General features: G+C 67.8%; 26 protein-coding genes. 18 read left to right on the top strand and 8 right to left on the bottom strand.

Annotated elements, in window-relative coordinates; genetic code table 11:
• The 3 genes from GEU84_RS17960 to iolG are packed head-to-tail and all read left to right on the top strand — an operon-like array spanning position 1 to position 2,579.
• Positions 1 to 765 carry an ATP-binding cassette domain-containing protein gene (locus GEU84_RS17960; protein ID WP_152828448.1) on the top strand — a complete coding sequence of 255 codons (765 nt, stop codon included), beginning with the start codon at positions 1 to 3 and terminating at the stop codon, positions 763 to 765.
• Positions 752 to 1,534, top strand: coding sequence for an oxidoreductase (locus GEU84_RS17965; protein ID WP_174539974.1), 783 nt, complete (start codon positions 752 to 754; stop codon positions 1,532 to 1,534). Before GEU84_RS17960 ends, GEU84_RS17965 begins: the two co-directional genes overlap by 14 nt.
• Before the next feature lie 40 nt (positions 1,535 to 1,574).
• The gene (iolG, locus tag GEU84_RS17970; protein WP_152828449.1) at positions 1,575 to 2,579 is read left to right on the top strand and encodes an inositol 2-dehydrogenase; all 1,005 of its coding nucleotides are present in this window, start codon (positions 1,575 to 1,577) and stop codon (positions 2,577 to 2,579) included.
• Positions 2,580 to 2,746: 167 nt separating this feature from the next.
• On the opposite strand, the gene GEU84_RS17975 is transcribed toward iolG, so the two are convergent.
• A complete protein-coding gene (locus GEU84_RS17975; RefSeq protein WP_152828450.1) occupies positions 2,747 to 4,855 on the bottom strand; it encodes a caspase family protein in 2,109 nt (702 codons plus the stop codon).
• 11 nt (positions 4,856 to 4,866) lie between these two features.
• Positions 4,867 to 5,499 carry a hypothetical protein gene (locus tag GEU84_RS17980; protein ID WP_152828451.1) on the bottom strand — a complete coding sequence of 211 codons (633 nt, stop codon included), beginning with the start codon at positions 5,497 to 5,499 and terminating at the stop codon, positions 4,867 to 4,869.
• 150 nt (positions 5,500 to 5,649) lie between these two features.
• On the opposite strand from GEU84_RS17980, the gene GEU84_RS17985 reads away from it, so the two are divergent.
• From GEU84_RS17985 to GEU84_RS18015, 7 genes are all read left to right on the top strand, one after another.
• Positions 5,650 to 6,987 carry a S1C family serine protease gene (locus GEU84_RS17985; protein ID WP_152828452.1) on the top strand — a complete coding sequence of 446 codons (1,338 nt, stop codon included), beginning with the start codon at positions 5,650 to 5,652 and terminating at the stop codon, positions 6,985 to 6,987.
• Between the two features lie 19 nt (positions 6,988 to 7,006).
• On the top strand, positions 7,007 to 7,711 hold the full coding sequence (locus GEU84_RS17990; RefSeq protein WP_152828453.1) for a response regulator transcription factor: 705 nt from the start codon (positions 7,007 to 7,009) through the stop codon (positions 7,709 to 7,711).
• Positions 7,708 to 9,078: an ATP-binding protein gene (locus tag GEU84_RS21495; protein WP_152828454.1), complete on the top strand. Its 1,371-nt coding sequence runs from the start codon at positions 7,708 to 7,710 to the stop codon at positions 9,076 to 9,078. The genes GEU84_RS17990 and GEU84_RS21495 overlap by 4 nt, the downstream gene beginning before the upstream one ends.
• Before the next feature lie 22 nt (positions 9,079 to 9,100).
• Positions 9,101 to 10,552, top strand: a complete 1,452-nt coding sequence (locus GEU84_RS18000) for a patatin-like phospholipase family protein (protein WP_174539975.1) — start codon at positions 9,101 to 9,103, stop codon at positions 10,550 to 10,552.
• Between the two features lie 157 nt (positions 10,553 to 10,709).
• Positions 10,710 to 12,686, top strand: a complete 1,977-nt coding sequence (locus tag GEU84_RS18005) for a caspase family protein (protein ID WP_174539976.1) — start codon at positions 10,710 to 10,712, stop codon at positions 12,684 to 12,686.
• A gap of 30 nt (positions 12,687 to 12,716) precedes the next feature.
• Positions 12,717 to 13,751 carry a serine protease gene (locus GEU84_RS18010; RefSeq protein ID WP_174539977.1) on the top strand — a complete coding sequence of 345 codons (1,035 nt, stop codon included), beginning with the start codon at positions 12,717 to 12,719 and terminating at the stop codon, positions 13,749 to 13,751.
• A gap of 145 nt (positions 13,752 to 13,896) precedes the next feature.
• Positions 13,897 to 14,910: a type I glyceraldehyde-3-phosphate dehydrogenase gene (locus GEU84_RS18015; RefSeq protein ID WP_152828458.1), complete on the top strand. Its 1,014-nt coding sequence runs from the start codon at positions 13,897 to 13,899 to the stop codon at positions 14,908 to 14,910.
• A gap of 4 nt (positions 14,911 to 14,914) precedes the next feature.
• On the opposite strand, the gene GEU84_RS18020 is transcribed toward GEU84_RS18015, so the two are convergent.
• The 3 genes from GEU84_RS18020 to GEU84_RS18030 form a co-directional block, all read right to left on the bottom strand.
• Positions 14,915 to 15,262, bottom strand: a complete 348-nt coding sequence (locus GEU84_RS18020; protein WP_152828459.1) for a hypothetical protein — start codon at positions 15,260 to 15,262, stop codon at positions 14,915 to 14,917.
• Between the two features lie 156 nt (positions 15,263 to 15,418).
• The gene (locus tag GEU84_RS18025; RefSeq protein ID WP_152828487.1) at positions 15,419 to 15,625 is read right to left on the bottom strand and encodes a cold-shock protein; all 207 of its coding nucleotides are present in this window, start codon (positions 15,623 to 15,625) and stop codon (positions 15,419 to 15,421) included.
• A 217-nt stretch (positions 15,626 to 15,842) separates the two neighbouring features.
• Positions 15,843 to 17,063, bottom strand: coding sequence for an MFS transporter (locus GEU84_RS18030; protein ID WP_152828460.1), 1,221 nt, complete (start codon positions 17,061 to 17,063; stop codon positions 15,843 to 15,845).
• Positions 17,064 to 17,314: 251 nt separating this feature from the next.
• Here GEU84_RS18030 and GEU84_RS18035 point away from each other — a divergent pair, with 251 nt between their 5' ends.
• The 3 genes from GEU84_RS18035 to GEU84_RS18045 all read left to right on the top strand — a co-directional run bounded on the left by GEU84_RS18035 (position 17,315) and on the right by GEU84_RS18045 (position 19,557).
• Positions 17,315 to 18,358: an aldo/keto reductase gene (locus tag GEU84_RS18035; protein ID WP_152828461.1), complete on the top strand. Its 1,044-nt coding sequence runs from the start codon at positions 17,315 to 17,317 to the stop codon at positions 18,356 to 18,358.
• Positions 18,359 to 18,436: 78 nt separating this feature from the next.
• Positions 18,437 to 19,045, top strand: coding sequence for a hypothetical protein (locus GEU84_RS18040; protein WP_152828462.1), 609 nt, complete (start codon positions 18,437 to 18,439; stop codon positions 19,043 to 19,045).
• Entirely contained in the window at positions 19,033 to 19,557 is a 525-nt protein-coding gene (locus tag GEU84_RS18045) for a lipocalin family protein (protein WP_174539978.1), read from the top strand. Before GEU84_RS18040 ends, GEU84_RS18045 begins: the two co-directional genes overlap by 13 nt.
• A gap of 16 nt (positions 19,558 to 19,573) precedes the next feature.
• Here the strand turns inward: GEU84_RS18045 and GEU84_RS18050 are convergent, their stop codons facing one another.
• On the bottom strand, positions 19,574 to 20,434 hold the full coding sequence (locus tag GEU84_RS18050; RefSeq protein ID WP_152828463.1) for a helix-turn-helix transcriptional regulator: 861 nt from the start codon (positions 20,432 to 20,434) through the stop codon (positions 19,574 to 19,576).
• Between the two features lie 159 nt (positions 20,435 to 20,593).
• On the opposite strand from GEU84_RS18050, the gene GEU84_RS18055 reads away from it, so the two are divergent.
• The gene (locus GEU84_RS18055) at positions 20,594 to 21,517 is read left to right on the top strand and encodes a fatty acid desaturase (protein WP_152828489.1); all 924 of its coding nucleotides are present in this window, start codon (positions 20,594 to 20,596) and stop codon (positions 21,515 to 21,517) included.
• Positions 21,518 to 21,557: 40 nt separating this feature from the next.
• Positions 21,558 to 22,451, top strand: coding sequence for a DMT family transporter (locus GEU84_RS18060; protein WP_152828464.1), 894 nt, complete (start codon positions 21,558 to 21,560; stop codon positions 22,449 to 22,451).
• Positions 22,452 to 22,470: 19 nt separating this feature from the next.
• On the opposite strand, the gene GEU84_RS18065 is transcribed toward GEU84_RS18060, so the two are convergent.
• Together GEU84_RS18065 and GEU84_RS18070 are read right to left on the bottom strand one after the other, a co-directional pair.
• The gene (locus GEU84_RS18065) at positions 22,471 to 23,172 is read right to left on the bottom strand and encodes an NUDIX hydrolase (RefSeq protein ID WP_338144831.1); all 702 of its coding nucleotides are present in this window, start codon (positions 23,170 to 23,172) and stop codon (positions 22,471 to 22,473) included.
• Positions 23,159 to 23,554 (bottom strand): DUF983 domain-containing protein, encoded by a 396-nt coding sequence (locus GEU84_RS18070; protein ID WP_174539979.1) that lies wholly within the window; start codon positions 23,552 to 23,554, stop codon positions 23,159 to 23,161. Before GEU84_RS18070 ends, GEU84_RS18065 begins: the two co-directional genes overlap by 14 nt.
• 188 nt (positions 23,555 to 23,742) lie before the next feature.
• Between GEU84_RS18070 and GEU84_RS18075 the strand changes: the two genes are divergently transcribed.
• The 3 genes from GEU84_RS18075 to GEU84_RS18085 all read left to right on the top strand — a co-directional run bounded on the left by GEU84_RS18075 (position 23,743) and on the right by GEU84_RS18085 (position 25,358).
• Complete coding sequence (locus GEU84_RS18075) at positions 23,743 to 24,267, top strand: EF-hand domain-containing protein (RefSeq protein ID WP_241427754.1); 525 nt, start codon at positions 23,743 to 23,745, stop codon at positions 24,265 to 24,267.
• 124 nt (positions 24,268 to 24,391) lie between these two features.
• Positions 24,392 to 25,003, top strand: coding sequence for an RNA polymerase sigma factor (locus GEU84_RS18080; protein WP_174539980.1), 612 nt, complete (start codon positions 24,392 to 24,394; stop codon positions 25,001 to 25,003).
• Positions 24,987 to 25,358: a dihydroorotate dehydrogenase gene (locus tag GEU84_RS18085; RefSeq protein ID WP_152828467.1), complete on the top strand. Its 372-nt coding sequence runs from the start codon at positions 24,987 to 24,989 to the stop codon at positions 25,356 to 25,358. The genes GEU84_RS18080 and GEU84_RS18085 overlap by 17 nt, the downstream gene beginning before the upstream one ends.

The following is a 25,358-nucleotide window of genomic DNA, read 5'->3' on the forward strand; positions in this document are numbered from 1 at the left end:
ATGAGCGATATCATTCTTGAAACCCGTGGTCTGACAAAGCGTTACGGCGGCGTGCATGCGCTGGAGGATGCCAATTTCACCCTGCGGCGGGGCGAGCATATCGCCGTGGTGGGCGACAACGGGGCGGGCAAATCCACCTTCGTGCGCCAGATCACGGCGGTGGAGCAGCGCACGGCGGGCGAGGTGTTTTTCGACGGGCAGGCGGTGAATTTCGCAGGCCCGCTGGAGGCGCGCGAAAGCGGGATCGAGACGGTGTTCCAGAACCTGGCGCTGGCCGATGATCTTGACGTGCCGTCGAACCTGTATCTGGGCCGCGAGATCATAAAGTTCAATCTGGGGCCGTTTTCCATCCTCGACCGCAAGGCGATGCGGGTGGCCACGCAAAAGGCGCTGGATACCACGGCGGTGCGCATCCCCAACCTGTCGAACCCGATCCGCAACATGTCGGGCGGGCAGCGGCAATGCGTGGCCATTGCGCGGGCGGCGGCCTTTGCGTCAAAGCTGATCATCATGGATGAACCCACGGCGGCTTTGGGGGTGCAAGAGACGGGCCAGGTGGAAAACATCATCCGGGGGCTGAAGGCGCGCGGCGTGCCGCTGATCCTGATCAGCCACAACCTGCGGCAAGTATTCGATCTGGTGGACCGGATCGTGGTTTTCCGCCGGGGCCGCATCGTGGCCTCGCTGCGGCGCGAGGAGACGGATGGCAATGATATTGTCAGCTATATCACAGGGGTAAAGGGGGGCGAGGGTGCCCGTGCATGACAAAACGGTGGCCGTGATCACCGGCGGCACGCAGGGGCTGGGTTATGCCATCGCCGAACGGCTGATCGCCGAGGGCTGCGGCCAGATCATCATCGCGGGGCGCGCCGTGTCAAAGGGCGAGGCGGCGGCGGAAACCTTGCGCGCCACCGGGGCGGATGTGCGCTTTCTGCCCGCCGACATGGGCCAGCCCGCCGATGCCATCGCGCTGATTGACCGCACGGCGGCGCGCTTTGGCCGGGTGACGGCGCTGGTGAATGCGGCGGCGGGCACCGACCGGGGCTCGATCCTGACGGCCACGCCGGACGAATGGGACCGGCTGATGAATGTGAACGCCCGGGGGCCGTTCTTTGCGCTGCAACGTTTCGCGCAACTGGCCATTGCAGGCGGGCATCCGGCCGCGGCGGTGAACATATTGTCGATGGTCGTGCATTGCGGGCAGAGTTTTCTGGCCCCCTATTCGGCCAGCAAGGCGGCGCTGGCCAATGTGACCAAGAATGCGGCGCAGGCGTTGCGGGGGCACAAGATCCGCGTCAATGCCATCAACTGCGGCTGGATGGACACGCCCGGCGAGGATGAGGTGCAGCGCAGGTATCATGGTGCCGCAGATGGCTGGCTGGCGGCGGCAGAGGACAGGGCCCCGATGGGCATGCTGGTGAAGCCGGTTCATGTGGCGGGGCTGGCCAGCTATATGCTGGGGGCCGGATCGGGCGTGATGACCGGCGCGGTGGTGGATTTCGATCAGAACGTGGCCGGGGCCTACCCGGAATAGACGCAACCAAGGCCTTTGGCCGATGACTTTCGAGGGAATGATGACAACAAGGTTCGGGCTTCTGGGCGCGGGGCGCATCGGCAAGGTGCATGCCAGGGCGATCACCAGCGACGCCAATGCGCAGCTTGTGGCGGTGGCCGATGCCTTTCCCGCCGCGGCGCTGGCGGTGGCGGCGCAATACGGCTGCGCGGTGCGCAGTGTCGACGATATTCTGGCGGCGTCCGACATTGACGCCGTGGTGATCTGCACCCCCACAGATACGCATGCCGACCTGATCGAGGCCTTTGCCAGGGCCGGCAAGGCGATTTTCTGCGAAAAGCCCATCGACCTGAGCCTTGAGCGGGTGAAATCCTGCCTTGCCGTGGTGCGCGACACCGGGGCCACGCTGATGGTCGGCTTCAACCGCCGGTTCGACCCGCATTTCGCCGCAGTGCGCGCCGAGATCGACGCGGGCACCATCGGTGCTGTGGAAATGGTCACGATCATCAGCCGCGACCCCGGCGCACCGCCGGTCGAGTATATCGCGCGGTCGGGCGGCATCTTCCGCGACATGACGATCCATGATTTCGACATGGCGCGTTTCATGCTGGGCGAAGAGGTGGCGACGGTTTCTGCGGTGGCCTCGGTGCTGACCGATCCGGCGATTGGTGTGGCAGGGGATTATGACAGCGTGTCGGTGATGCTGACCACGGCCACCGGCAAGCATTGCACCATCTCCAACTCGCGCCGTGCCACCTATGGCTATGACCAGCGGGTCGAGGTGCATGGCGCGCTGGGGTCGGTGGCCGCCGAAAACCAGCGCCCGGTATCGGTCGAGGTCGCGACGGCCAAGGGCTATACCCGTCCGCCGCTGCATGACTTCTTCATGACCCGCTATACCGAGGCCTATGCCGCAGAAATCGCCGCCTTCATCGCGGCGGTGCGGGGCAAAGCTGCTGCGGCACCCTCGGGCGAGGACGGGCTTCTGGCACTGGCACTGGCCGAGGCGGCGCTGAAATCGGTGGATGAGCGGCGCGCGGTTGCGGTGGCGGAGGTGCTGGGCTGACAGGGTGAACCGGCCCGCAGGATGATCGCCAAGAATTTTTTGAAAAATTCTTGAAAAATCTTGGAAGATTTTTGCGCGTCATTCTGCGGGCCGGGATGCGCGGGTTCAGCGTTGCCGCGCTCCGCGGGGGATATTTGGGCCAGCAAGAAGCCGGGGCGTGGCGGGCTTCAGTCAGCGGGCACGGTATCGAGATCGAATTGCAGGATCGCCGGGCCGGGGCCGGTGGCAACGTCCTCGCTCAGGCTGACGGCGGCGCGGGTGGTTTCGCCAAAGCCCGCCTCGAACAGGGCGGCGTTCAGGCCGGTGCGCGGTGGTGCAATGCCGGCGCTGACATCGCGCAACAGACTGACGGCATCCTGTTCCAGAAAGGCCAGATCCTCGACCGCCGATTGCGGCTGGGCCGGGGTCATCACCAGCACCACGCGGTCGCGGCCATAGGCGGCATCGGTGATGCGCAAGAGGCCCTGTTTCAACGTGTCGCCCGCCTGCAGGCGGCCCGCGAACATATGGGTGATCGAATAATCCGACCCGACATAGAGCACGTTCACATCGACCGGGCCGGTGGTGTTGTTCGTGGCCTCCACATGCACCTCGTCATCGGGGATCAGCCGGGGCACACGGGCCGTGGGCAGGCCGCGCAGGGTCTTGTCTTCGGGGTTTCGCGTCAGCAGATCGACCGACACGTCCAGCGCATCGCCGCCCACATTCGCGCCCAGTTTCAGCACGTTCAGCGCGCGCGCCATTTGTGCCAGCGTGTCGGTGACGGTGAGGGCCAGCGTTTCGGGATCCTTGTCGGCGGTGGAGATCGAGGGAGTGCGTTCAAGGTTTTCGGCCAGCCCGGTGGCGGGCAGGACATAGACCGCATCAGGGCGCGGCGCGCCGGGGATCACGGCAAGGCGCAGGTCAGCCTCGGCGCCTGCGGGAACAAGGCGCAGGCGTTGGCCGCTGTCGGCGGGGGCGGATTTCAGCGCCGCCAGCAGGGCATCGGCGGCCGGTGTGCCGGGTTCGGGCAGGGCAACCGTCAGGGTGAAATCCAGATCATTGCCGATCTTGCGCAGGGTCAGGCCGCGCGGCAGATCGCCTGCAAGATCGGGGGGCAGGGTTTTGCCTGCATGGTCGGTTGGCGTGGCCGTGGCGGTGAACGTATCGGCGCGGGCGACGGTGACATAGCCAAGCGCCGCTTCGGTCGCATCCGCCGCCGAGGCCATGACGGCCAGCAGGCTGCCCTCGGCCAGCCCGTGCAAGGTGCCTGCGTTCAGCGTCAGGCCATCGGGACCGGCCACGGCGGGCCATTGCGCCACACGGGGGGCGGCGGTGCCGGCAAAGGCCACGCCGTCCAGATCGCCCTCGAACAGCGGGGTCGCGGTGGCAAGGTTGCGCACGGCGTAGTTGCGCAGCACCTCTTGCCCGATCTGGCGGTAGGTCGCGCCTGGGTGGGCGGCCAGCGTTTCGAACAGCGCATAGGTGAACACGCCCTGCGGCTTGCGCCCCGCCTTGCCCTTGGGCAGGTTCTTTTCCGGTGTCACCTCGTTGGTCTGGGCGGCGAAAAAGGCCACCAGGCTGCCCTCGCCTTCCCCCGCATCGAAAGGGGCCTCGGCCTGTGCCCGCGGGTCGGGCAGGGCGCGGGTGGTCACATTCATCGCCTCTTCGGTCAGGCCCAGCGCCTCGGGGGGCAGTTGCCGCGTGCGCACCTCGTCATCGCCCGAGGGGGCGGCGCGGGTGACGGTGCCGGAATGGCAGCTGTCAAACACCGCCCAGACATCGGCCCCTTTGGCGCGCAAAGCGTCGATCATCTGGCCGATCTCGTCATCGACCAGCGCATTTTCCACCGCGCCGATCTCGTCGGACCATGGCCCGACATCCACCGGCAGGAACAGTTCGTCCAGGCCGTCAAGCTCGCTGTCGGGGTCGGCGGCGGGGGCCTGGCTGCCATGGCCGGAAAAATGCAGGTAGACGAAATCGCCGGGTTGCACGCGGACGGTCAGATCGGCAAAGGCGGCGCGGATCGCGGCCAGCGTGGGGGCCTGTTTGCCCGGCACGCCATCGGCCAGCACGGTGACATTGCCGATGTCAAACGGCACCGGGGCGGAAGTGGTCAGATAGCTTTCCACCAGCGCCACATCATTGGCCGGGCCTTTCAGCCAGAAGCGTTCCTCAAGGTTTTCATAGGTGCTGGCCCCGATCAGCAGCGCATGGTTTTCGCGCGCGAGTGCCGTTAGGGAAAGGGCGGGCAGGGCCAGAAGGGCAAGGGCGGAGGAGAGCAGCAGGCGGCGCATGGTGATCCCTTTCAGTTTGTCATCAGGGCATAGCTGGCATCGGTTGGCCCCTTGTTTTCCACCTTGAAGGTGAAGGCGCCGGCGTCGGCGGGCCGCCAGCCGCAATAGGCGATATGCGAGCGGTCGGTGTCAGAGCAGACAAGGCGGCCCTGCGCATCCAGCACCAACAGGTTCAGGTCGGTGGCGGCCTTGGCCTCGACATACACTTCGGCATATTCGCCGCCCTTGAAGTCGATGGGCGGGTAGGTGTCGGTGCCGCCATTGCCAAGGGCCGCGATATTGTAGACCGGGCCCGCCACCACGCCCTTGGTGGTTTCCACCCGCAGATCGGCGATCAGGCCCAGCAGGGTGTCATCATCGGCGGCAAGGGTTTCGGCGCTGGCCAGCATGTCTTCCCACCCCAGCGGGGTATCTTCGGCCACTGTCCCGCCATCGGGTGCGCGGTCGGTCGTCGTGGGGGCGATCTGTTTGCGCAGCTTTGCAGCAGCCAGGATCAGCAGGGGGTCTTTGGCCGCGACGCCCGCGTCATAGACCCGCGCCGAAAGGGCAGCGGTCTGCACCGGCGTGAGGTTTTCGGCGCGCAGCGGCGTGGCGGCAAGCAGGGCCGCCCCCGATGTGGCAAGCAGCAGCGTGGCAATGCGCATGGCAATGGTCCTTTGCGGAATATCATTGCAGCAAGGATAGAAAGCGGCCGGGCATTCTGTAAATGCAAGATTTTCCGATGACGGTCTTTGTCATGTGAACCTTTCGGGGTCGGCTGCTAACATCTGGTCAGGCAATGGAAAAGGAATGTCATGCGCCCCGCCCCTCGAATTCACCTACCGCTGCTGCGCCCGATTGCCGAACTGCTGCTGGCATTGTGCCTGCTGGCCTGTCTTGCGGTGGCCAGCGTGGCCCAGGCTGCGGAGATGGGCAGCGATGCGCTGGAAAGGGCCATGGCCAGCGTGTTCACGGTGCACAGCGCGGGGAATGACGACCGGTTTCTGGGCTCGGCCTTTCTGTGGGGCGACGGGCAGGTGGCCGTGACCAATGCGCATGTGGTGGGGGCCGCCGACGCGGTGCGCTTGCGCGACACGACAGGCGCCGAGCAGGTGGCCCTTGTCATCGCGCGTGATCCGGTGCGCGATGTGGCGGTGCTGGCGGTCGCACCGGGGGGGGCGGGGTTGCAGCCCGGCCCCGCCCCGGCGCTGGGGGCGGATGTCTGGGCGCTGGGTGCGCCGCTGGAACTGGGGTTTTCGGTGACGCGTGGCGTCGTGTCGGCCGTGGCGCGGCAGGTGGAGCCGCAGGTGCCGCTGCGCCTGATCCAGCACGATGCGGCGGTGAACCCCGGGTCATCCGGCGGGCCGCTGCTGGACGGCGCGGGGCGGTTGGTGGGCATGAACAGCCGCATCGCCGACGGGTCGCGCCATTACATCGGCATCAGCTTTGGCATAACCGGCGCTGACCTTTCGCGGATCGTGCCGGGGTTGGTGGATGAAAGCCTGTTGCCGGTGCCGCAGCTTGGCCTGCGCCTGCGCCCGGTAACGCGGCAGATTGCGGCGGCGCTGGGTGTGACGGGGGGCCTGTTGGTGGATGAGGTGCTGGCGCAGGGTTTGGCCGATCAGGCGGGGCTGCTGGCGGGCGATGTGATGCTGGCGGCGGATGGTGCGGGGCTGGCGGGGGCGGGCGATCTGGCCTTTGCCATCGAGGCTGCGATGGCACGGGGCGCGGTGGCCCTGACACTCTGGCGGGCGGGCGCGGAAATGTCGCTGTCGCTGGGGCTGGAAGACCCCGCCACCCCTGTGACGCTGCTGCGCGATCTGTCGGGGGCGGTGGCCCAGCGTGTGACCAGCTACCGGCTGGAAAGCCTGGGCCTGCGCCTGTCCGAAGGGGGGGTGGTGGCGGATGTGACCGACAATAGCCCCGCGTTATGGGCCGGCCTGGCGATGGGCGACCGCATTCTGGCGCTGAACGGGCAGGTGCTGGATCTGGCAGGGTTGCGGGCCTTTGACATTACCGCCCCGGTGTTGCTGCTGGTGCAGCGCGAAAGTGGGGCCACGGTGCATCTGCTGGTTGATCCCTGGGCCAAGACCGGCCCTTTGCGGCCGCTGGGCAATGCGAATGTGCTTGACCCCGCGGTCGTGGTTTTCTGACACTGGCGCGGGGGAAATCATGACAGAACAAAAACGTATCCTGATCGTCGAGGACGATTCCGAAACCGCCGCGGCTGTGGCCGCGATGGCCGAAGGGCTGGGCTGCACCGCCACATTGGCCACCACCTATGCCGAGGGTGTGGCCGCGGCCACCAGCGGCGACTTTGCGGTGATCGTGTTTGACCGCATGCTGCCGGGGGGCGACGGGGTGCAGGCCATCGCCAGCATCCGCGCGGCGGGGTCCACCGCGCTGATCCTTGTGCTGTCGGCACTGGGCCGCGCCGCGAACCGGGTGGAGGGTCTGGAAAAGGGGGCCGATGATTATCTTGCAAAGCCTTTCGAGCCGGACGAGTTGCGCGCCCGCCTGCGTGCCCTGCTGCGCCGCGACAGCATGCAGGTGCTGGACAATGACCTGATGGCCTTCGGCGATCTGGAAATCCGGCTGAAGGCGCGCACGGTGCATGTGCAGCGCCGCCATGTGGCCCTGTCGCCCAAGGAGTTTGACCTGATCACCTTTTTTGCCCGCAATGCCGGGCAGGTGGTGACGCGCATGCAACTGCTGGAAAAGGTCTGGAACCTGCATTTCGACCCTCAGACCAATGTGGTCGATGTGCATGTGGGCCGCTTGCGCCGCAAGCTGGAAGGGGCGGCGGGCCGCCCGGTGATCCAGACCGCGCGGGGCGAGGGCTACGTCTTTGCGCCGCTGACCGGAACCGGGATGTGACGGGCAGGCCCGCCCGCCGTGCCCCCTTGCAGGCGCGGGCCACGCTGCGGCTGGCCGCGTTCATCGCGCTGGCGATCACGGCGCTGTCGGTTCTGGGGATGGGGCTGCAATACCGGCTGGTGGCCGCGCGCCTTGCCACGGCACAGCAGGCCCTGCTGGCCGCCGATCTTGACGGGCTGGCGGCACTGTATGAACAGCGCCGCATCATCGCGCTGCGGCAGGCCATCGACTATCGCGCCGCCGCGCGCACCGGGGATGAGATGCTGCTGCTGATGGACCGGCAGGGCGGGGTGCTGGCGGGCACGCGCGCCGACTGGCCCGCAGGTCTGCCGCCACTGGGCGAGGGCTTTGCCGCCACCGAAACGCAGGAATTCACCGATGGCGGGCGACGCTGGACCGGCGTGGCGCGCGTGCTGCCCGGGGGCTTTCCGCTGCTGGTGGCGCGGTCACTTGACCCGGTGGAACAGACGCTGGCCGCGCTGCGCCGGGGCATCGCGGGGCTGACGCTGGCAATGCTGGCGGCGGGGGCGGGGGTGGGCTGGCTGGCGGCCCGGTCGGTGATGGGGCGCATCGGGCGCATCAACGCGCTGGCCGACCGGGTGGCGGGGGGCGCGCTGGAGGCGCGACTGCCCGGCCCACGCGCACCCGATGAATTCGGCCTGCTGGAAACCCATGTGCATGGCATGCTGGACCGTATCCAGAACCTGAACCGCGCCACGCACCGCCTGTCGGACACGATTGCGCATGAATTGCGCACCCCCCTGAACCGCATGATGCAGAAACTTGACCGGATCGAGGGGCAGGCCGTGGCCGACGAGCTGCGCACCGAGATGCGCGGCACGATCCGCATTTTCGACAGCCTGCTGGATATCAGCCGGGCCGAGGCCGATCAGGGCACCGGCGGCGGGCTGGTGCCGGTGGATCTGTCGGCGGTGGCTGCCGAGATGTGGGAGCTTTATGAACCGCTGGCCGAGGACAAGGGGCTGACCACCGCCGCCACCCTGACCCCCGGCCTGATGGTGCTGGGCGACCGCAACCTGATCGCGCAACTGCTGGCCAATTTGCTGGACAACGCCATCAAGTTTACCCCTCCCGGCGAAAGCATCAGCCTGACGCTGGCCCCCGGTGCTGACCGCCACCAGATGCGGCTGGCCGATACCGGGCCGGGCCTGCCCGATGCCATCCGCGACGCCGCGTTCGAGCGTTTCGTGCGGGCGGAACGCGACAGGGGGGTGCGCGGCCACGGCCTTGGGCTGGCGCTGGTCAGGGCCATCGCCGCGCGGCATGGTGCGCGCATCGCCACGCCGCAGACGGAAAAGGGTTTTGTGCTGGAAATCGGCTGGCCTAAGCTGCCCGCCAGCGAATGACCGCCGGAGCCTGCCGATTCCCATGAAACGCCTGCTATTTTGCTTTGCGCTGCTGGCCGGTTGCGCCGCGCTGAACCCGCCGATCAACCCGCCGCTGACCCGCGCCGAAAACCTGCCGCTGGTTGAAGCGGGCATACCCGCCATCGGGGACGGCGAATTGTATGTGGGGCTGGCGTTTTCCGGCGGCGGCATGCGCGCCTCGGCCTTTGCCTATGGCATGCTGGAGGAATTGCGCGCGGCGGGCGTCACGCCCGCTGCACCCAATGGCCTGCTGGATCATGTGCGGCTGGTGTCGGGCGTGTCGGGCGGGTCTGTCACGGCGGCGCAGTTCGGGCTGTGGGGGCCAAAGGGGCTGGACGGCTACCGCGAACGCTATCTGATCACCGATGCCGAAAAATACATGGCCAATTCTGCCCTGAACCCGCTGACCATCGTGCGGGGCCTGTCGGGCGGGGCCAACGGGCGCAAGACCTTTGCCCGCTATCTGGACGAGGTGCTGTATCGCGGTGCCACCTTCGGCGATCTGCGGGCGCGGTCGCAGATCAAGACCTGGATCAACGCCACCGATGTGGCCAACAACACGCCCTTCCTGTTCGCGCCGGAAACCTTCGATGCTTTGTGTTCCGACCTGTCGGGCATGCCCTTGTCCGAGGCGGTGGCAGCCTCGGCGGCCTTTCCCTTGGTGTTCAGCCCCGTTGTGCTGGAGGCGCATCAGGGCAGGTGTGATTACGTTGAGCCCGACTGGCTGACCGCCGCGCGCTATAACCCCGAGGCGACAGCGGCCATGCGCGCCCATGCCCGCGCGCTGGAAAGCTATGCCGACCCGGAAAAAGTGAAATTCGTCAAGCTGCTGGATGGCGGCATCACCGACAATTTCGGCACGACCGGGTTGGCGGTGGAACGGGCACGCGCGCAGGCCGCCTATGCGCCCATGACCCCGGCCGAGGCGGTGCGCATGAAACGCATGCTGTTTCTGGTGGCCAATGCCGGGGTGGAGGCTGACTATGGCTGGACGCAAAAGCTGCCCGGGCCGGGCGGGGTGGGGCTGGCCATGTCGATTGCCACCAGCTCGATGAGCGCCGCCACGCGGTCGGGCTATGACGCGATGCGTGGCGAGGTCAGCCGCTGGCAAGAGGAACTGGTGGAATGGCGCTGTGCCCTGCCCATGGCCGAGGTGCGGCGGCTGCGCGGCAGCACGGCGGGATGGGACTGCACCGACATCAAGCTGTTCGTGGGGCAGGCGAGTTTCGAGGGTGTGGACGAGGCGATGCGCGCGCAATTGAACACCGTGCCCACCCGGCTGCGGCTGAAGACCGATCAGGTCGATCTGGTGATCGAGGCGGGTCGCATCGCCACCCGCGCCACGCCTGAATTCAACGGTTTCCTGCAATCACTGGATGGCAACGCGGTCGAGGCCCGAATCGCCGCCGGGATCAAGGCAGGGGGGCGGCGCATCGCGCCAGTGGGGCCATAGGGCAGGCGGGGTGGATCTGGCAGGCGGTGCAGTTGGATATTTGTGCCAGCAAGAAAGCCGGAGGCGGCGGCGGGGCCGGGCATGTGGCGCGATGACAAATGTCGTCACGCCCCTGCCTGCGCTTGCGGTGCGGCGGCGGTCTTGCCATCCTTGCGGCATGCGTGCCCTGATATTGCCCCTGCTGTGCCTTTGCCTGTGCGGCCCCGCCGTCGCGGAAACCCGCGCGCTGCTGGTGGGGGTGGGCGATTATACCTATCTGGATGCCGACCTGCGCGGCCCGGCCAATGATGTGGCGCTGATGGCAGAGGTGCTGATTGCGCGGGGCGTGGCGGCGCAGGGGATTACCGTGCTGGCGTCCGGCGAGGTGCCTGATCTGCCGGCGGGTGTGACATATGGCCTGCCGCATGGCACAGCCATCCGCGAGGCGATGCTGGCGTTGCTGTTCGCCTCTGGCCCCGGGGATACGGTGGTGTTTCATTTCTCGGGCCATGGCAGCCAGACACCGGACATCAGCGGGGATGAACCGGGCGGGTTTGACGAGATCCTGTTGCCAATGGATGCGCGGGGCTGGAACGGCGGCACGGGCATGGTCGAGGGCGCGCTGCTGGATGATGACTTGCAGGTCTGGGCGCAGGCGGTGCTGGACCGGGGTGCGCGGCTGGTGGGGGTGATCGACGCCTGCCATTCCGCGACCGGTTTTCGTGCTGCGGGTGGGGCAGGCGTGGCGCGGGTGCTGGAACCGGGGGCTTTGGGCATTCCTGATGATGTGCCGGTGGTGGTGGGTGCAGATACCCCGCCGCTGCGGGGGGATTTCGTGTTCCTCTATTCCTCGCAATCCGACCAGCGGTCGTTTGAATACCCGGTCGGCGGGGATGACGGGCCGTGGTATGGCGCGTTTTCGCTGGCATTGGCGCAGGTGTTGCGCGACGCGCCAGAGGCAAGCTGGGCGCAGGTGCTGGCGGCCACATCGGCGGGCATGACACGCGGCGCGGTGCGGCAAGACCCCGATGGCGAAGGGCCGCTGCTGGATAGTGTGGTGTTTGGCAGCGGCACGGCGGATCGGCGCTATCCGCTGTTGCAGGGGCGGCTGAAGGCCGGGCTGTTGCAGGGGCTGACGGCGGGGTCGATGGTGGCGGTCTATCCTTTGGCGGCGGGAGGCGAGCCTGTGGCGCATGCGCGGCTGGCCGCGCTGACCGCCGATGGCGCGCGGCTGGAAGGGGCGAACCTGCCGCCGCAGGGCTGGGCCGAGGTGGTGGAACCCGCACCGCCCCCGCCGCTGCGGCTGGCGGTTGGGCAGGGCCTTGCACCAGAATGGCAGGCTGCGCTGGCAGATGCACGGGCGGCGGAGCTGTTTGAACCGGCGGCGGGCGGGGCCGATCTGCGGCTGATGCCCACCCCCGCTGGCCCGGCACTGGTGGGGGCGGATGGGGTGCTTGACCCGGCGGGGCCGGGATCGTCGCCCCGCATCTTCCCCCGTGAGGGTGAGAGTGTCTCCGATGCGCTGGCGCGGGTGCTGGAACAGGCGGGGCACGGGTTGCGGTTGCGTGGCCTGATTGCCGGGATGGCGGGGCGCGGGCTGGCCGTGGGTGGCCCACCGCTGGCCATGGAGGTGCAGGGTCGGCGCGGCAAGGCCATGGACGGCGGTTGCGCCGCATCCGGCCCGCTGGCCCCGCTGGACCCCGCCGCAGGCGTGGCACCCTGCGACGAGATCTGGCTGACGCTGACCAACCGCGCGGGCAAGCCGCAGGATGTGACGGTGTTGTATCAGGCCCGCGACTTTGCCCTGACGCCGCTGTGGCCGGTATCCGCCCTGTCGAACCGGCTGGCCCCGGGCGAATCCGCCCGCATTGGCCTGCGCATCGAGGCCCCGCCGGATGGCGGCGGCGGGTTCGAGGATATTCTGGTGCTGGCCGTGCCCGCCACGCCCGGCGCTGCACGCAGCGACCTGACCGGCCTTGCCAGCCCCCAGCGGATGCGGGCCAGCGCCGATCCGCTGCTGGCCCGTTTTGCGGCGCTGCTGGAGCCCGACGGCACCACGCGCGATTTTACCCCCCGCCGCCCCGCACTGGCCTTTCTGCGCCAGCCGGTGCGGCTGAACCCGTCCGTCACAGCCCCGCCCCCGGCAAACAACTGACCACGCCCGACGAAAGGTGATGCAATGCGAATGACACTGACCGCCACGGCCCTTGTGCTGGCGCTGCCCCTTGGCCCCGCACTCGCGCAGGAGGCCCCCGATTTCGGCACTGATGCCGCGCCGCAATCGCCCTATGCCTTTGCCAAGAGCGGTGAAAAGGCCCGGCGCGGCCCGGCCCCTGCGGGTGGCAAGGTGATCGGCGGGCAATTGGCCGATGCGGGCGAATGGCCCTGGCAGGTGGCCCTTTTGGTCAGCGGCATGCCGGTGGGCCCCGAGGCGCAGTTCTGCGGCGGCACGATGCTGCTGGACGATTGGGTGCTGACCGCCGCGCATTGCGTGCATATGGAGGATGAGCTGGGCGATTATGCCGATCTGCCACCCGGGGCGATTTCGGTTCTGGTCGGCACCAATGATCTGGTGCCGGGGCAGGGCGATCTGGTGCCGGTGGCGGCCATCCACCGCTTTCCGGATTATGTCGGCACGGCGTTTGACCATGACATCGCGTTGATCCGCCTTGCCCGCGCGCCGCAGGTGCCCTTTGCCACCATCACCGTGCCGGATGCGGAATTCGGCGATCAGCTGGACCAGCCGGGCGTGGCGACCATCGTGACCGGCTGGGGGCTGATCGAGGGGGGGCAACATCCGACCTCGCTCTATGAGACCGAGATTCAGATGCTGGACCGCGCCCAGTGCAATGCCGCAATGCTGGAGGTGCGGGCGGATGAGGCGGTAAAAGGCTTTGGCTATGCCATCGGGGCCTTTGGCATCGCCGAGGATGACGCCTATACCCTGTGGGATCAGCTTGTGGCCCGCGCGCCCGAGGCGATGTCTGAAAACATGCTGTGTTCGGGCACCTATGAGGGGGGCAAGCTAGCCTGTTCCGGTGACAGCGGCGGCCCGCTTGTGGTGCCGCTGAGCGACGGCAGCTATGTGCAGGCCGGGGTTGTCAGCTGGGGCCTTTCTGGCAAGGCGGGTGCAGGCTGCAAGGAAACCGCGCTGTTTTCGGCCTATACCCGGGTGTCGAACTATCTGCCCTGGCTGGAGGCGACGATCAGCCAGAACTGACGGCCATCAGCGCTGCGCCGACCCGCCCCTGCAAGACCGGCCCCGCAGGCTTGCAGCCATTGTATCGCATCTGCCCGCAGATTGTGCGCATTGAAGCCCGCCCCGCTTTCTGATTTGCCTGTGCGGCGCAAGTGGGGAGGGCGGGATGCGGGTGTTCATCAACGGTTTTGGCCGGATCGGGCGGTCGGTGCTGCGGGCCTGGGCGTTGGGGCGACAGGCGGGTGCGCGCGGGGGCACCGCCGGATGGCCGCAGATCAAGATTGCCGGGATCAACGACATCGCCACGCCCGACATGTGCGCCTATCTGTTCGAGTATGACAGCGTGTTTGGCGTGTGGCCCGGCTCGGTCGCGCTGGAGGGCGGGGCGCTGCTGGTCGATGGCCGGGCCATTCCGCTGCACCGCACGGCCGACATAGCGACGCTGGATCTGGCGGGCGTGGATGTGGTGCTGGAATGCACCGGGCGGGCCGATACGGCGGATGTGGCCGGGCGCGGGCTGCTGGCGGGGGCGGGGCGGGTGCTGATCTCGGGGCCTTCGGCTGCGGCGGAATTCACGGTGGTTCTTGGGGCGAATGATGCGGGGCTGGCGGGGCAGCGCATAGTCTCCAACGCATCCTGCACCACCAATGCGCTGGCCCCCTTGGTGCGGCTGCTGGACGGGGCTTATGGCGTGGTCACGGGGTCGATGACCACGATCCATTGCTATACCGGGTCGCAGCCAACGGTCGATGCGCCCGCCGCCGATTTTGCCCGCAGCCGGGGTGCGGCGCTGTCGATGGTGCCCACCACGACCAGCGCCCAGCGGCTGCTGGATCTGGTGCTGCCCGATCTGGCGGGGCGGATCGAGGGATCTGCCGTGCGGGTGCCGGTCGCATCGGTTTCGGCGGTCGATCTGGCGGTGATGGTTGCGCGTGTTCCCGACCGCGCAGCCGTGAACGCGCTGTTCCGCGCGGCAGGCGGGGTGACAGGCGGGGTGATTGGGGCCACCGATCGCGCGCTGGTGTCATCCGACCTGCGGGCGCGGGGCGAAAGCATCGTCATGGCCTGCCCCGAAACCCGGGTTACACGCGGTGGGATGCTGCGGGTGTTCGGCTGGTATGACAACGAATGGGGCTTTTCCAACCGCATGCTGGATGTCGCAGCGCGGATGGGGGCCTGACCTGTCAGGCGAACGGGCCGGGGATCAGGGGGTGGAAACAATCCTCCACCACGAAACCCGGCCCAAGCTCTGCTGCCATCCGGTCGCGCAGCACGGCCACGCGGGCGTTGAAATCATTGCAGAAATCTGGCGACAGCGGCAGGGGGTGCGCCGGGTCATCCATGTTCAGGGTGGAATGGTTGAGCCCCGACAGCGCATCAGCCTCGGCCAGCGTTTCGGGCGAAAGGCGTCCCGTGGCGGCATGGATCACCAGATCGAGCGGGCCGTAGCCGAAGGTGTTCAGCGTGGCGTGATCGCCACCCCATAGCCAGCCGCAGCCGTAGTCGTCGAAAAAGCGCAGGTGGTGGGGCATGGTGGCGTCTGACCGTGGCGATGGCTGTGCGATGAAGTGTCCCGAATGCCGGCGCCGGGCAACACAGCCTAAACGCAGGAAGGGGCCACCACAAAACAAAAAAGCCCCCGTCGCCGGGGGCCTTTTCATCTGGCAGCGCCCGCAGGCGCCGTCAGCTTATGCCAGTGCGAGGTTCATCGCCGACTCGCGGCCGTCACGGCCGGATTCGATGTCGAAGGTCACAGCCTGACCGTCTTGCAGCTCACGGATGCCAGCGCGTTCCAGCGCCGAGATGTGCAGGAACACATCCTTGTTGCCGTTTGCCGGTGCGATGAAGCCGAAGCCTTTGGTGGCGTTGAACCATTTCACGGTGCCGTTGGCCATCGTGATGTCTCCCATACTAATCCCGCCCGCAGGATGCGGCGGCGTGGCTCAGTCACGTCAAGATCGAGAACTGAAGCCGTAAGGAAACAGAAAGCGAATATCAGCGTTTGCCCCTGACACATGCGCCCTTTGTGCCCCCGGCACAACCCCCCGGGCAAAAGAAAAACGCGCGGGGCTTGGCGGTTGCACGACGGCGCACGTGCAGGGCCGTGCCGCCCTACCGGTCGCGTCCGCGCCGCAACAGCCGCCCGATCAGGAAAGACGTGCGCGGCTCGTATGTATAGGCGGTGCGGTCGGCGGGTGCGGGTCGGGCCCGCATGCGGGTGATGCCGAACAGGATCAACAGCAGGCAGGCCAGCGCGATCATCAGGAACATGGCGGCGGGGCCGAACCCCCAGATCAGCAGCGAGGTGACGATGGGGCTGGCAATCGCCCCCACCGCATAAAGAAACATCAGCGCGGCGGACAGTTCCACCCGTTCGGTGGTGGTGGCGAAATCATGGGCATGCGCGGTGGATACGGAATAAAGCGGCATGGTCATGACGCCAAACAGCCCCGCCGCCAGAAACACCGCCACCGTGCCGGATCCGGCCAGCAGGATGGTGGTGGCGCAGGCAATGATGCCACCCGCCGACAGCCCGATAATCACCATGCGGCGGTCGTATTTGTCGGCCACCCAGCCCGCCGGAAACTGCGCCAGCGCGCCGCCCAGAACATAAGCCGCCAGAAACAGCGCGATCTGGTCGGGGCGCAGACCCACCTCCAGCCCGTAAACCGGCCCCACCATGCGGAATGCGGCCCCGGTGATGCCCGAAACCACCACACCGGCGGCGGCAAGGGGCGAGCGTTCCCAGGCCAGCCGGGGCCGCAGGCGCGGCGCATCGGGCGTTTCGGGCGCCTCGACCCGGCTTAGCGTCAGCGGGAAGATCGCGGCGCAGCAGCACAGCGCCAACAGGTTGTAAGAGACATAGGCCGCAGGCTCCAGCACGCCGATCAGCAGTTGCGCCGCCAGATTGCCGCCGATGTCGACGATGCGGTAGATGCCCATGGCGCGGCCCCGTGTGGCATTCGTCACCTTGGCCTGCAACCAGGCCTCGATGATCGTGTAGCAGCCCGCGATGCAGACGCCTGACGCCACGCGCATCAACCCCCAGGCCCAGGGGTCGACCACCATCATATGCGCCAGAATGCCGATGGTGCCTGCGGCGGTGAAGGCGGCAAAGGCGCGCGAATGGCCCACGGTGCCCATCAGGCGCGGGGCCCACCAGCAGCCGATGAAGAACCCCACGAAATGCGCCGAGCCCAGCATGCCGATCTCGGCCGTTGTGAACCCCAGCGCGGCGCCGGAAATCGCATCCAGCGGGGCCACCCCGCCCGAGCCAAGCTGCAACAGCACGACCGACAGGAACAGGGCGGCGAAAGAGATCAGCAGGCGCATGGGCTTCGCTTCGTTCGGGCTGGGGCAGAGTGTGCCCGCCGCCGGGAAACGTCCAGAGCGAAAGCGCCGGAATGTCTGCGGGGAACGACGTGCCGCTGCAATGGGCAAGGCTTCGCCGGAATGGCGCGGCCAGCGGTGCCAAAGGCTGCCCGTGCCGCCGGTCGGGCCGCTGGCCCTTGCCATTCCCGCCTCCGCCGCTAGGGTCTGCCACCAAACAAGATCCCCCGCCGTTCTGCCCGCAGGAGCCCGCGATGAAACAGCTTTCCCTTGGCCACAGCGGCCTTACCGTCTCGGAACTGTGCCTTGGCACGATGACCTGGGGCACCCAGAACACCCAAGATCAGGCGCATGAGCAGATTGCGCTGGCGCTGGATCACGGGGTGAATTTCTGGGACACGGCGGAAATGTATCCGACCAACCCGGTGTCAGCCGAAACGGTGGGCGATACCGAGGCGATCATCGGCGCGTGGTTTGCCAAGGGCGGCGCGCGTGACCGGGTGGTGCTGGCCACCAAGATCACCGGATCGGGGCAAAAGGCCGTGCGCGACGGTGCGCCCATCACCGGGGCCAGCCTGCGCGCGGCGGTCGAGGCGTCGCTGGTGCGGCTGAACACCGATTACATCGACCTATACCAGCTTCACTGGCCGAACCGGGGCAGCTACCACTTTCGCCAATCCTGGCGGTTTGCGCCGCAGGTGCGCGACCGGGCCGAGGTGGATGCACATATGCTGGATGTGCTGACCACGGCGCAGGCGCTGATCGCCGAGGGCAAGCTGCGCGCCATCGGCCTGTCGAATGAAAGCGTCTGGGGGGCCGCGCGCTGGCTGCATCTGGCCGAGGTGCATGGCCTGCCGCGCATGGTGTCGGTGCAGAACGAATATTCGCTGCTCTGCCGCCAGTTCGACACCGACTGGTGCGAGTTTTCCATGGTCGAGGACATGCCGCTGCTGGCGTTCTCGCCTTTGGCGGCGGGCCTGTTGTCGGGCAAATACGCGGGCGATGTGGTGCCCGAGGGCACGCGCCGCCAGTTCACCCCCGATCTGGGCGGGCGGATCACGGCGCAGGTGTTTCCCGCCGTGGCGGCCTATCTTGGCATCGCCGCGCGGCACGGGCTGGACCCTTGCCAGATGGCGCTGGCGTTCCTGCGCAGCCGGCCCTTCCCGAATGTGCCGATCATCGGGGCCACCACGATGGACCAGCTGCGCACCAATCTGGGCGCGGTCGATGTGGTTCTGTCGCCCGAGGTGCTGGCCGAGATCGGCACCGCGCACCGCGCCTTTCCGCAGCCCTATTGAGTGCCAAGCGATGGGGGTTGCGCCGCGCGTGCGGTTGCGGTCCTGTGGTGCCATGCCCAGGCAGATGAGTTGACCCCGATGCGCCGCGCCCTGTTGATTGCCCTTCTGACAGTGCAGGTGCTGGCAGGCTGTCTGCCCGGCCATCGCGATGGCGGGCCGGGTGTGGCGGCTTCGGGCGCACCCGCCGCGATCGAGGTGACAGCGCTGGATGCGCCGGGGCAGGGGGCCCCCATGGCGGTTCCCGACGGGACGGCGGATGCCGACCTGCCGCAGAATACAGCCGGACAGTCAGGCGCAGGCGCAGCGCAGGTGGGCCCGGAGGGTGCGCAAGCCGCGCCTGCGGTGGCGGGTGATCCGTCTGCCGGAGGAAACTCTGCCGAGGGAAACACGGCTGCCACGGGCGAAACCTCGGCACAAGACGCGGCCTTGGCTGAACCACCCCCGCCGAAATCGGCCAGCGAACTGGCCTGCGAACGGCGCGGCGGGCAGTTTGCCGCCGCGGGCACATCCGGCGCGCGGGCCTGTGTGCTGCGCACCCGCGACGGCGGGCAGCAATGCCGCCGTCAGGGCGACTGCCAGGGCCAGTGCCTTGCGCGGTCAAACACCTGCGCACCCGTGACGCCGCTGTTCGGCTGCCATGAGATTTTGCAAGCCGACGGACGAAGGGTAACATTGTGCATCGACTGATCCTGCTGCTGCCGATCCTGCTGGCCGCCTGTGGCGCACGCGGGCCCGATGTGCCGCCCGCGTTTCGCGATACTGACCGCCAGATCTACTCCAACGCCGTGGTGCAACCCGCGCAGATCCTTGGCGAGTGGGATCAGGTGGCAGGCTTTGCCACGCCGGATGCAGGGGGCTGCGGGCCGGGGCGCGCCAGCTTTGCCCCCGCGCCCGATGGTCTGGCCCTGACCGCGCGGCTGTGCCTGAACGGTGTGACCGAAACCTTTGACGGCACGCTGGCCAGCCTTGGCCCGGGCCGCTTTGCGCCGCGCGGGGCTGATCCGGCGGGCATCGGCCAGCCGTGGTGGGTGGTCTGGCTGGATACCAACGACCGCACGCTGGTGATCGGCACGCCCTCGGGCGCGTTCGGCTTCATCCTGAACCGGGGCGGGCCGCTGCCACCCGACCGGCTGGCGGCGGCGCGCGAGATACTGGACTGGAACGGCTATGATCTGGCGCAGCTTCGGCTGTTGCGCTGACCGTCACCCCCCATTTTTACCCAACCGTCGCCCGCAAGCCCCGCAGATGGTCGCCCAAGCCCCGTGGCGTCACCGCCGCCTCGCGCACCAGCCAGTCGAAATGCTGGATGATGCTGGCCACCCGCGCGGAATCGCGGAAGGCAAGGTAGTGGCGGCCCAGATAGACTACCGCGATCAGCGGGCCAAACACCGTGACAGGCGCAGAAAACACCCGGCGCGCGTCAAACAGGTAAATCCGCAGCGAGGGGTAATGCTGTTCGGTCAGCGCCAGCAGCCGGTCAATCTGTTCCAGCCGCAGGGCGGCGGGCAGGCCCGCGTAATAGCCTGTGGCCCCGGCAAAGGCCGCCATCTCGTGCAGCGGCATCGCCATTTCATAATCTGAACGCGCGCCCCGCATCCATTCCAGCCGGTCTTCGGATGCGCCGATCACCTGTTCGGTGCTGCGGCCCAGTTGCGGGCGGTATTCCCATTCCAGCATCGCGCGGGTTTTCAGCATGTCGGGCAGGGTCGCGGGCACATGGCGGATCTTGTAGCCCGCGGCCTCGCGGTGCCAGCCGAAAATCGTCTCGTCGATCAGGGCGCGGGGCGCTTCGGAAATGGTCAGCGATGTGGCCAGAATATCGGCCAAGGGTTCTGGCCGCCCCGACAGACCCAAGAGCCAGTCGGCGCTGATGCCCAGCGCCTGCGCGCAATCGGCGGCCAGTTGCGCATTGGGCAGGCGGGTGCTGGCGACGGCCAAAAGCTGCGACAGGGTGGACCGGTCCACCCCCACCGCCCGGGCCAGCGCGCTTTGTGTCATGCCGCGTTCGGCCATCGCCTCGGCCAGCCGGTTGCGGAACAATATGGCGCGGTCGCGCTTGTCGATCATTTCCGGCATGATGTGATTATTGTCACCAAAGTTGACTTTATGTTTCGCATCTTCCGAATTTCAGTGCAAGTGGCGCGGTGCTACGCAAGCAGATGTGAACAGCCTGACGTAACGGAGATTATTTTGCGCCACCCCACGCCTGCCGTCGAATGGCCTACGCTGCTGCTGATGCTGGCAACCTATGCGGTCTGGGGACTGGGGACGACATGGCTGGCCGGGCTGTGGTTGCCGCTGGGCATCGTGGCCACCGGCATCGCCATCGCGCAATATTCGTCGTTGCAGCACGAGGTGCTGCATGGCCATCCGTTCCGCAATGCGCGGGTCAACGAGGCGCTGGTGTTTGCCGCGCTGAACCTGACCGTGCCCTATCGCCGTTTCCGCGACACGCATCTGGCGCATCACCATGACCCTATCCTGACCGACCCCTACGACGACCCCGAGTCGAACTATTGCGATCCGGCGGTCTGGGCGCGGCTGCCCCGCATGGCGCAGGCGGTGCTGCGGGTGAACAACACGTTGTTGGGGCGGATTGTCATGGGGCCGCTGGTGGGCAATGCGCTGTGGCTTCTGCAAGAGGCGCGTCTGCTGCGGGCGGATGCGCCGGGTGTGCGGCTGGCCTGGATGCTGCATATGGCGGGGCTGGCGCTGGTGGGCCTGTGGCTGGCTCAGGCCTCGATGCCGGTCTGGGCCTATCTGCTGGCGGCATGGGTCGGGCATGGGCTGCTGAAGATCCGCACCTTTCTGGAGCACCGCGCCCATGCCTCGCACCGCGCCCGCACCGTGATCATCGAGGACCGCGGGCCGCTGGCGCTGCTGTTTCTGAACAACAATTTCCATGCCGTGCATCACATGCACCCATCCGTGCCGTGGTATCGGCTGCCCGCACTTTATGCGGCCCGGCGCGAGCATTACCAGCGGCGCAACGAGGGCTATGTCTATCGGTCCTACGCGCAGATTTTCGCGGCGTATCTGTGGCGGGCGAAAGACCCGGTGCCGCATCCGCTGATGCCGGGCGGGGCGGTGGCCGCGCCGATGACCGAGGGGGCAAGCCCGCCCCCGCTGCTTGCCGCGCTGCCGGGGGTCGGGGCCTGACAGGCTCGACCTTGGGCGCGGGGCGTGTCACTGACTTGGCATGACCCTGTGGATCGCCATCACCTTTGCCGCCGCCGCTGTGCAAACCCTGCGTTTCGTGCTGCAAAAGCGGCTGAAGGGGCTGGGGCTTTCCACTGGCGGGGCCACATTCGCGCGTTTCCTGTTCGCCGCACCGCTGGCTGTGGCGGGGATGGCTGCGCTGTTGCTGGCGGGGCATGCGCTGCCCGCGCCGCCGCCGCTGTTCTGGGCCTATGTGGTGGCCGGTGGCGTGGGGCAGATCGTGGCCACATTCTGCACAGTGGCGCTGTTTTCGGAACGCAGCTTTGCCGTGGGCATCGCCTTCACAAAATCCGAGGTCGTGCTGGTGGCGGTGTTTTCGGCACTGGTGCTGGGCGAGCCTGTGCCACCGGCGGGCTGGGCGGCAATATTGCTGGGCACAGCGGGCGTGCTGGTGCTGTCGCAGCCGCCGGGGGGCTGGCACTGGGCGGCGGTGGGCAGCCGCGCGGTGGGGCTGGGTCTGCTCGCAGGGGCGTTCTTTGGCGCCTCGGCCATCGGATACCGGGGGGCGACGCTGCTGGTGGACAGCCCTTCGGCCCTGTTCCGCGCCGTAGTGGCGCTGGCGGCTGTGACCACGTTTCAGACGCTTTTGATGGGCCTGTGGCTGATCTGGCGCGAACCGGGCGAATTGGGCCGGGTTGCCGCGAAATGGCGTGATACCGCACCCGTGGGTGTGACCGGCGTTCTGGGTTCACTGTGCTGGTTCGTGGCCTTTGCGCTGATGAATGCGGCCTATGTGCGGTCGGTCGGGCAGGTGGAGCTGCTGTTCTCGCTGCTGGCCTCGGTGCTGTTCTTCCGCGAAAAGGTGCGGCTGCCCGAGGTCTTTGGCATGGCGTTGCTGGTGGCGGGGATTGTCGGCATCGTGCTGGTGGCCTGAGCCAGTCTGGTCGGGTCAGTCAGGCGAGGCGGCGAAACTGCGGAGTGGTGCCGGAATTGTCAAAGAACGGCACCCCGGCGGCAGATGGCCCGTCGCGCAGCAGGGCGGTGATTTCCGACAGCACGACCTCGGTGATGAAGGGCAGATCCAACGCGCGCGCGGCGGCCAGCCCGATCCAGTGCAGATGCGACAGCTCATCTGACGCGGCCGAGAAATCATTGGTGTCGCCTGCCACCGCCGCCGCATCGGCCAGAAAGAACCGCGCATCAAAGCGGCGGGTGCGGCCCGGCGGGGTGATGGCGCGGAACACGAAACGCAGGGCAGCGGCATCGGGCTGCAAGCCCCGCGCGGCAAAGTCCTGCCAGCCTTCGGGCGCGTGCCAATGCCCGGGCCGGCCAAGCGCCAGACCGGTTTCCTCCCACAACTCGCGGATCGCGGCGGCGGCCAAAGCGGCGGGTGCGGGGTCTTCGCCCAGACGTGCGGCGCAGGGTGCGGACAGGGGGCGGGCCAGCGGCACAGCCGCATCGCCTGCATCAACCGCCCCGCCCGGAAACACGAACTTCGACGGCATGAAGGCCGCCGCCGCCCCGCGCTGGCCCATCAGAACCTCGGGTTCGGCACGGCCCTGCCGCAGCAGGATCACGGTGGCGGCTGGACGGATTGGCAGCCCGGCGCTGCCCTGCGGCTGATCGGTGTTCTGCCCGGTTTCAGGCAGCGGCACGGCCGAACCCATGCATCCGTTTGGCCCATTGCAGCCCCACCATCGCGCCCTTCAGCCGTGGCAGCAGAAACAGCGACAGCGCCACCGTGCCCACGGTGAAGATGCTTGCCAGAACCCAGGGGTCGGGCCGGTATTCGACAAAGGCCCACAGAATCGCCGGGGCCATCAGATGCCCCACGATCAGGATGGTCAGATAGGCCGGGCCATCATCGGCGCGCTGGTGGTGCAGCGCCTCACCGCAGACCGGGCAGCTTTCGCGCACTGTCAGATAACCGCGCAGCAGCGGCCCCGACCCGCAGTTCGGGCAACGCCGCCGCCAGCCGCGCAGCAGGGCGGGGGTCAGCGGGCGGTCTTCCTGCGGCAAGGCGGGGCGCTGGGTCATCATGGGCCTGTGGCTGAGGGTGCTGCACCAACATAGGCCCTTGCGGGCGGGAAGTAGAGGGGCTGCCCACCCCCCGCGTCCCGATGTCGCAAAATTCCGCTGTGACCCGCGACGGAAGCGCAGGCCTCCTGCGTTTTATCACCATGACGGCGGGCAAACAGGCCCCCGCCGCAGAACCAGGAGATACCATGAAAAAGACATCCCTCATCGCCGCCGTGACGCTGGCCGCCATCGCCTCCACCGCGCTGTCCACCTCGGCCTTTGCGGAACGCGGCCCGGGCCGCCATGGCGACGGCCCGCGCGGCGGCCCCGCGCACATGATGCCGGTGCTGAACTTTGAAGAGCTGGATGCCGACAAGGATGGCAAGATCACCAGGGCCGAAATCGACGCACAGCGTCAGGCCCGCGTGACCGCCGCCGATGCCAATGGCGACGGGCTGCTGAACGCCGAGGAACTCGCGGCGATGGAACTGGCCAGGCTGACCGAACGCGCGGCGGAACATGCGGCGCGGATGATCGAACGGTTCGATGCCGATGGTGATGGCCAGATCTCGGCCGCCGAAATGGCCGCAGGCCCGCAGCCGGTGGCCATGTTCGACCGGATCGACACCGACGGCGACGGCGCGATCACCCAGGCCGAGGCTGACGCCGCCCGCGAAAAGATGGCCGAACGCATGAAGCACCGCCGCGGCGGCTGGGGCGACAACAACTGAGGGGTCTTTCCCCTGACGGCAAAGCCCCTGCAGCGGGGCCTGGCCGCGCCCGGCGTTCTCATCCCCATCTGGCGCCGGGCGCGGCATTTGTAAACCGAACGGTTCCGGTCTAGACCAAGGCGCGATGGACATGCCGCTTGATGCCCTTTCGGATGTCTCGGACGAGGCGCTTCTCGTGCTCTATGCCAATGGAGACCGCGCTGCGGCGCGTGCGCTGACCATCCGTCTGACGCCGCGCATGCTGGCCTTTGCGGGCCGCATTCTGGGCGACCGGGCCGAGGCCGAGGATGTGGCGCAAGAGGCGATGCTGCGGCTGTGGCGCGTGGCGCCCGACTGGCGGCAGGGCGAGGCGCAGGTGGCGACCTGGCTTTACCGGGTGGCGTCGAACCTGTGCACTGACCGGCTGAGGCGGCGCAAGCGGCAGGCGGCCACCACGCTGGAGGATGCGCCCGACCTGCCCGATGGCGCACCGGGTGTGGTGGCGGCCCTGATCGCGGGCGACCGGATACGCGCCCTGGAGGCGGCCCTTGCCGCCCTGCCGGAACGCCAGCGGCAGGCGGTGGTGCTGCGCCATATCGAGGGTCTGGGCAACCCCGAGATTGCCGCCGTGATGGACATCGGCGTCGAGGCGGTGGAAAGTCTGACGGCCCGGGGCAAACGGGCCCTGACGGCGCTGCTGGCGGGGCAGCGCGCGGAACTGGGATATGAGGATGACGGCCATGATGCGCGACAGTGATCTGGACGATCTGTTTGCCGATCTGCGGGTGGTGCGGGCCGAGGCGCCGGCCAGCCTGCTGATGCGGGTGCTGGAGGATGCCGAACTGCATCAGCCGCAACCGGTGGCCCTGCGCGCCGCACCCGCCCCGCGCCGCCTGTGGTCGCTTTTGGCCGGGGGGGGGCTGGGCGGCGGCGGCGTGCTGGCCGGGTTGGCCACCGCCACGCTCGCCGGGTTCTGGATCGGCTTTGCGCAGCCGCTGCCGGTGACGACGCTGACCGCCGCGCTGTGGCAACAAGAGACGCTGGCCGATGACGAAGGCCTTGATCTGGTGGAACTTATCCCCACGCTTGATACCTACCTGCCCGAAGGCTGA

The sequence above is a fragment of the Fertoeibacter niger genome (assembly GCF_009380135.2).
Lineage (GTDB): Bacteria > Pseudomonadota > Alphaproteobacteria > Rhodobacterales > Rhodobacteraceae > Fertoeibacter > Fertoeibacter niger.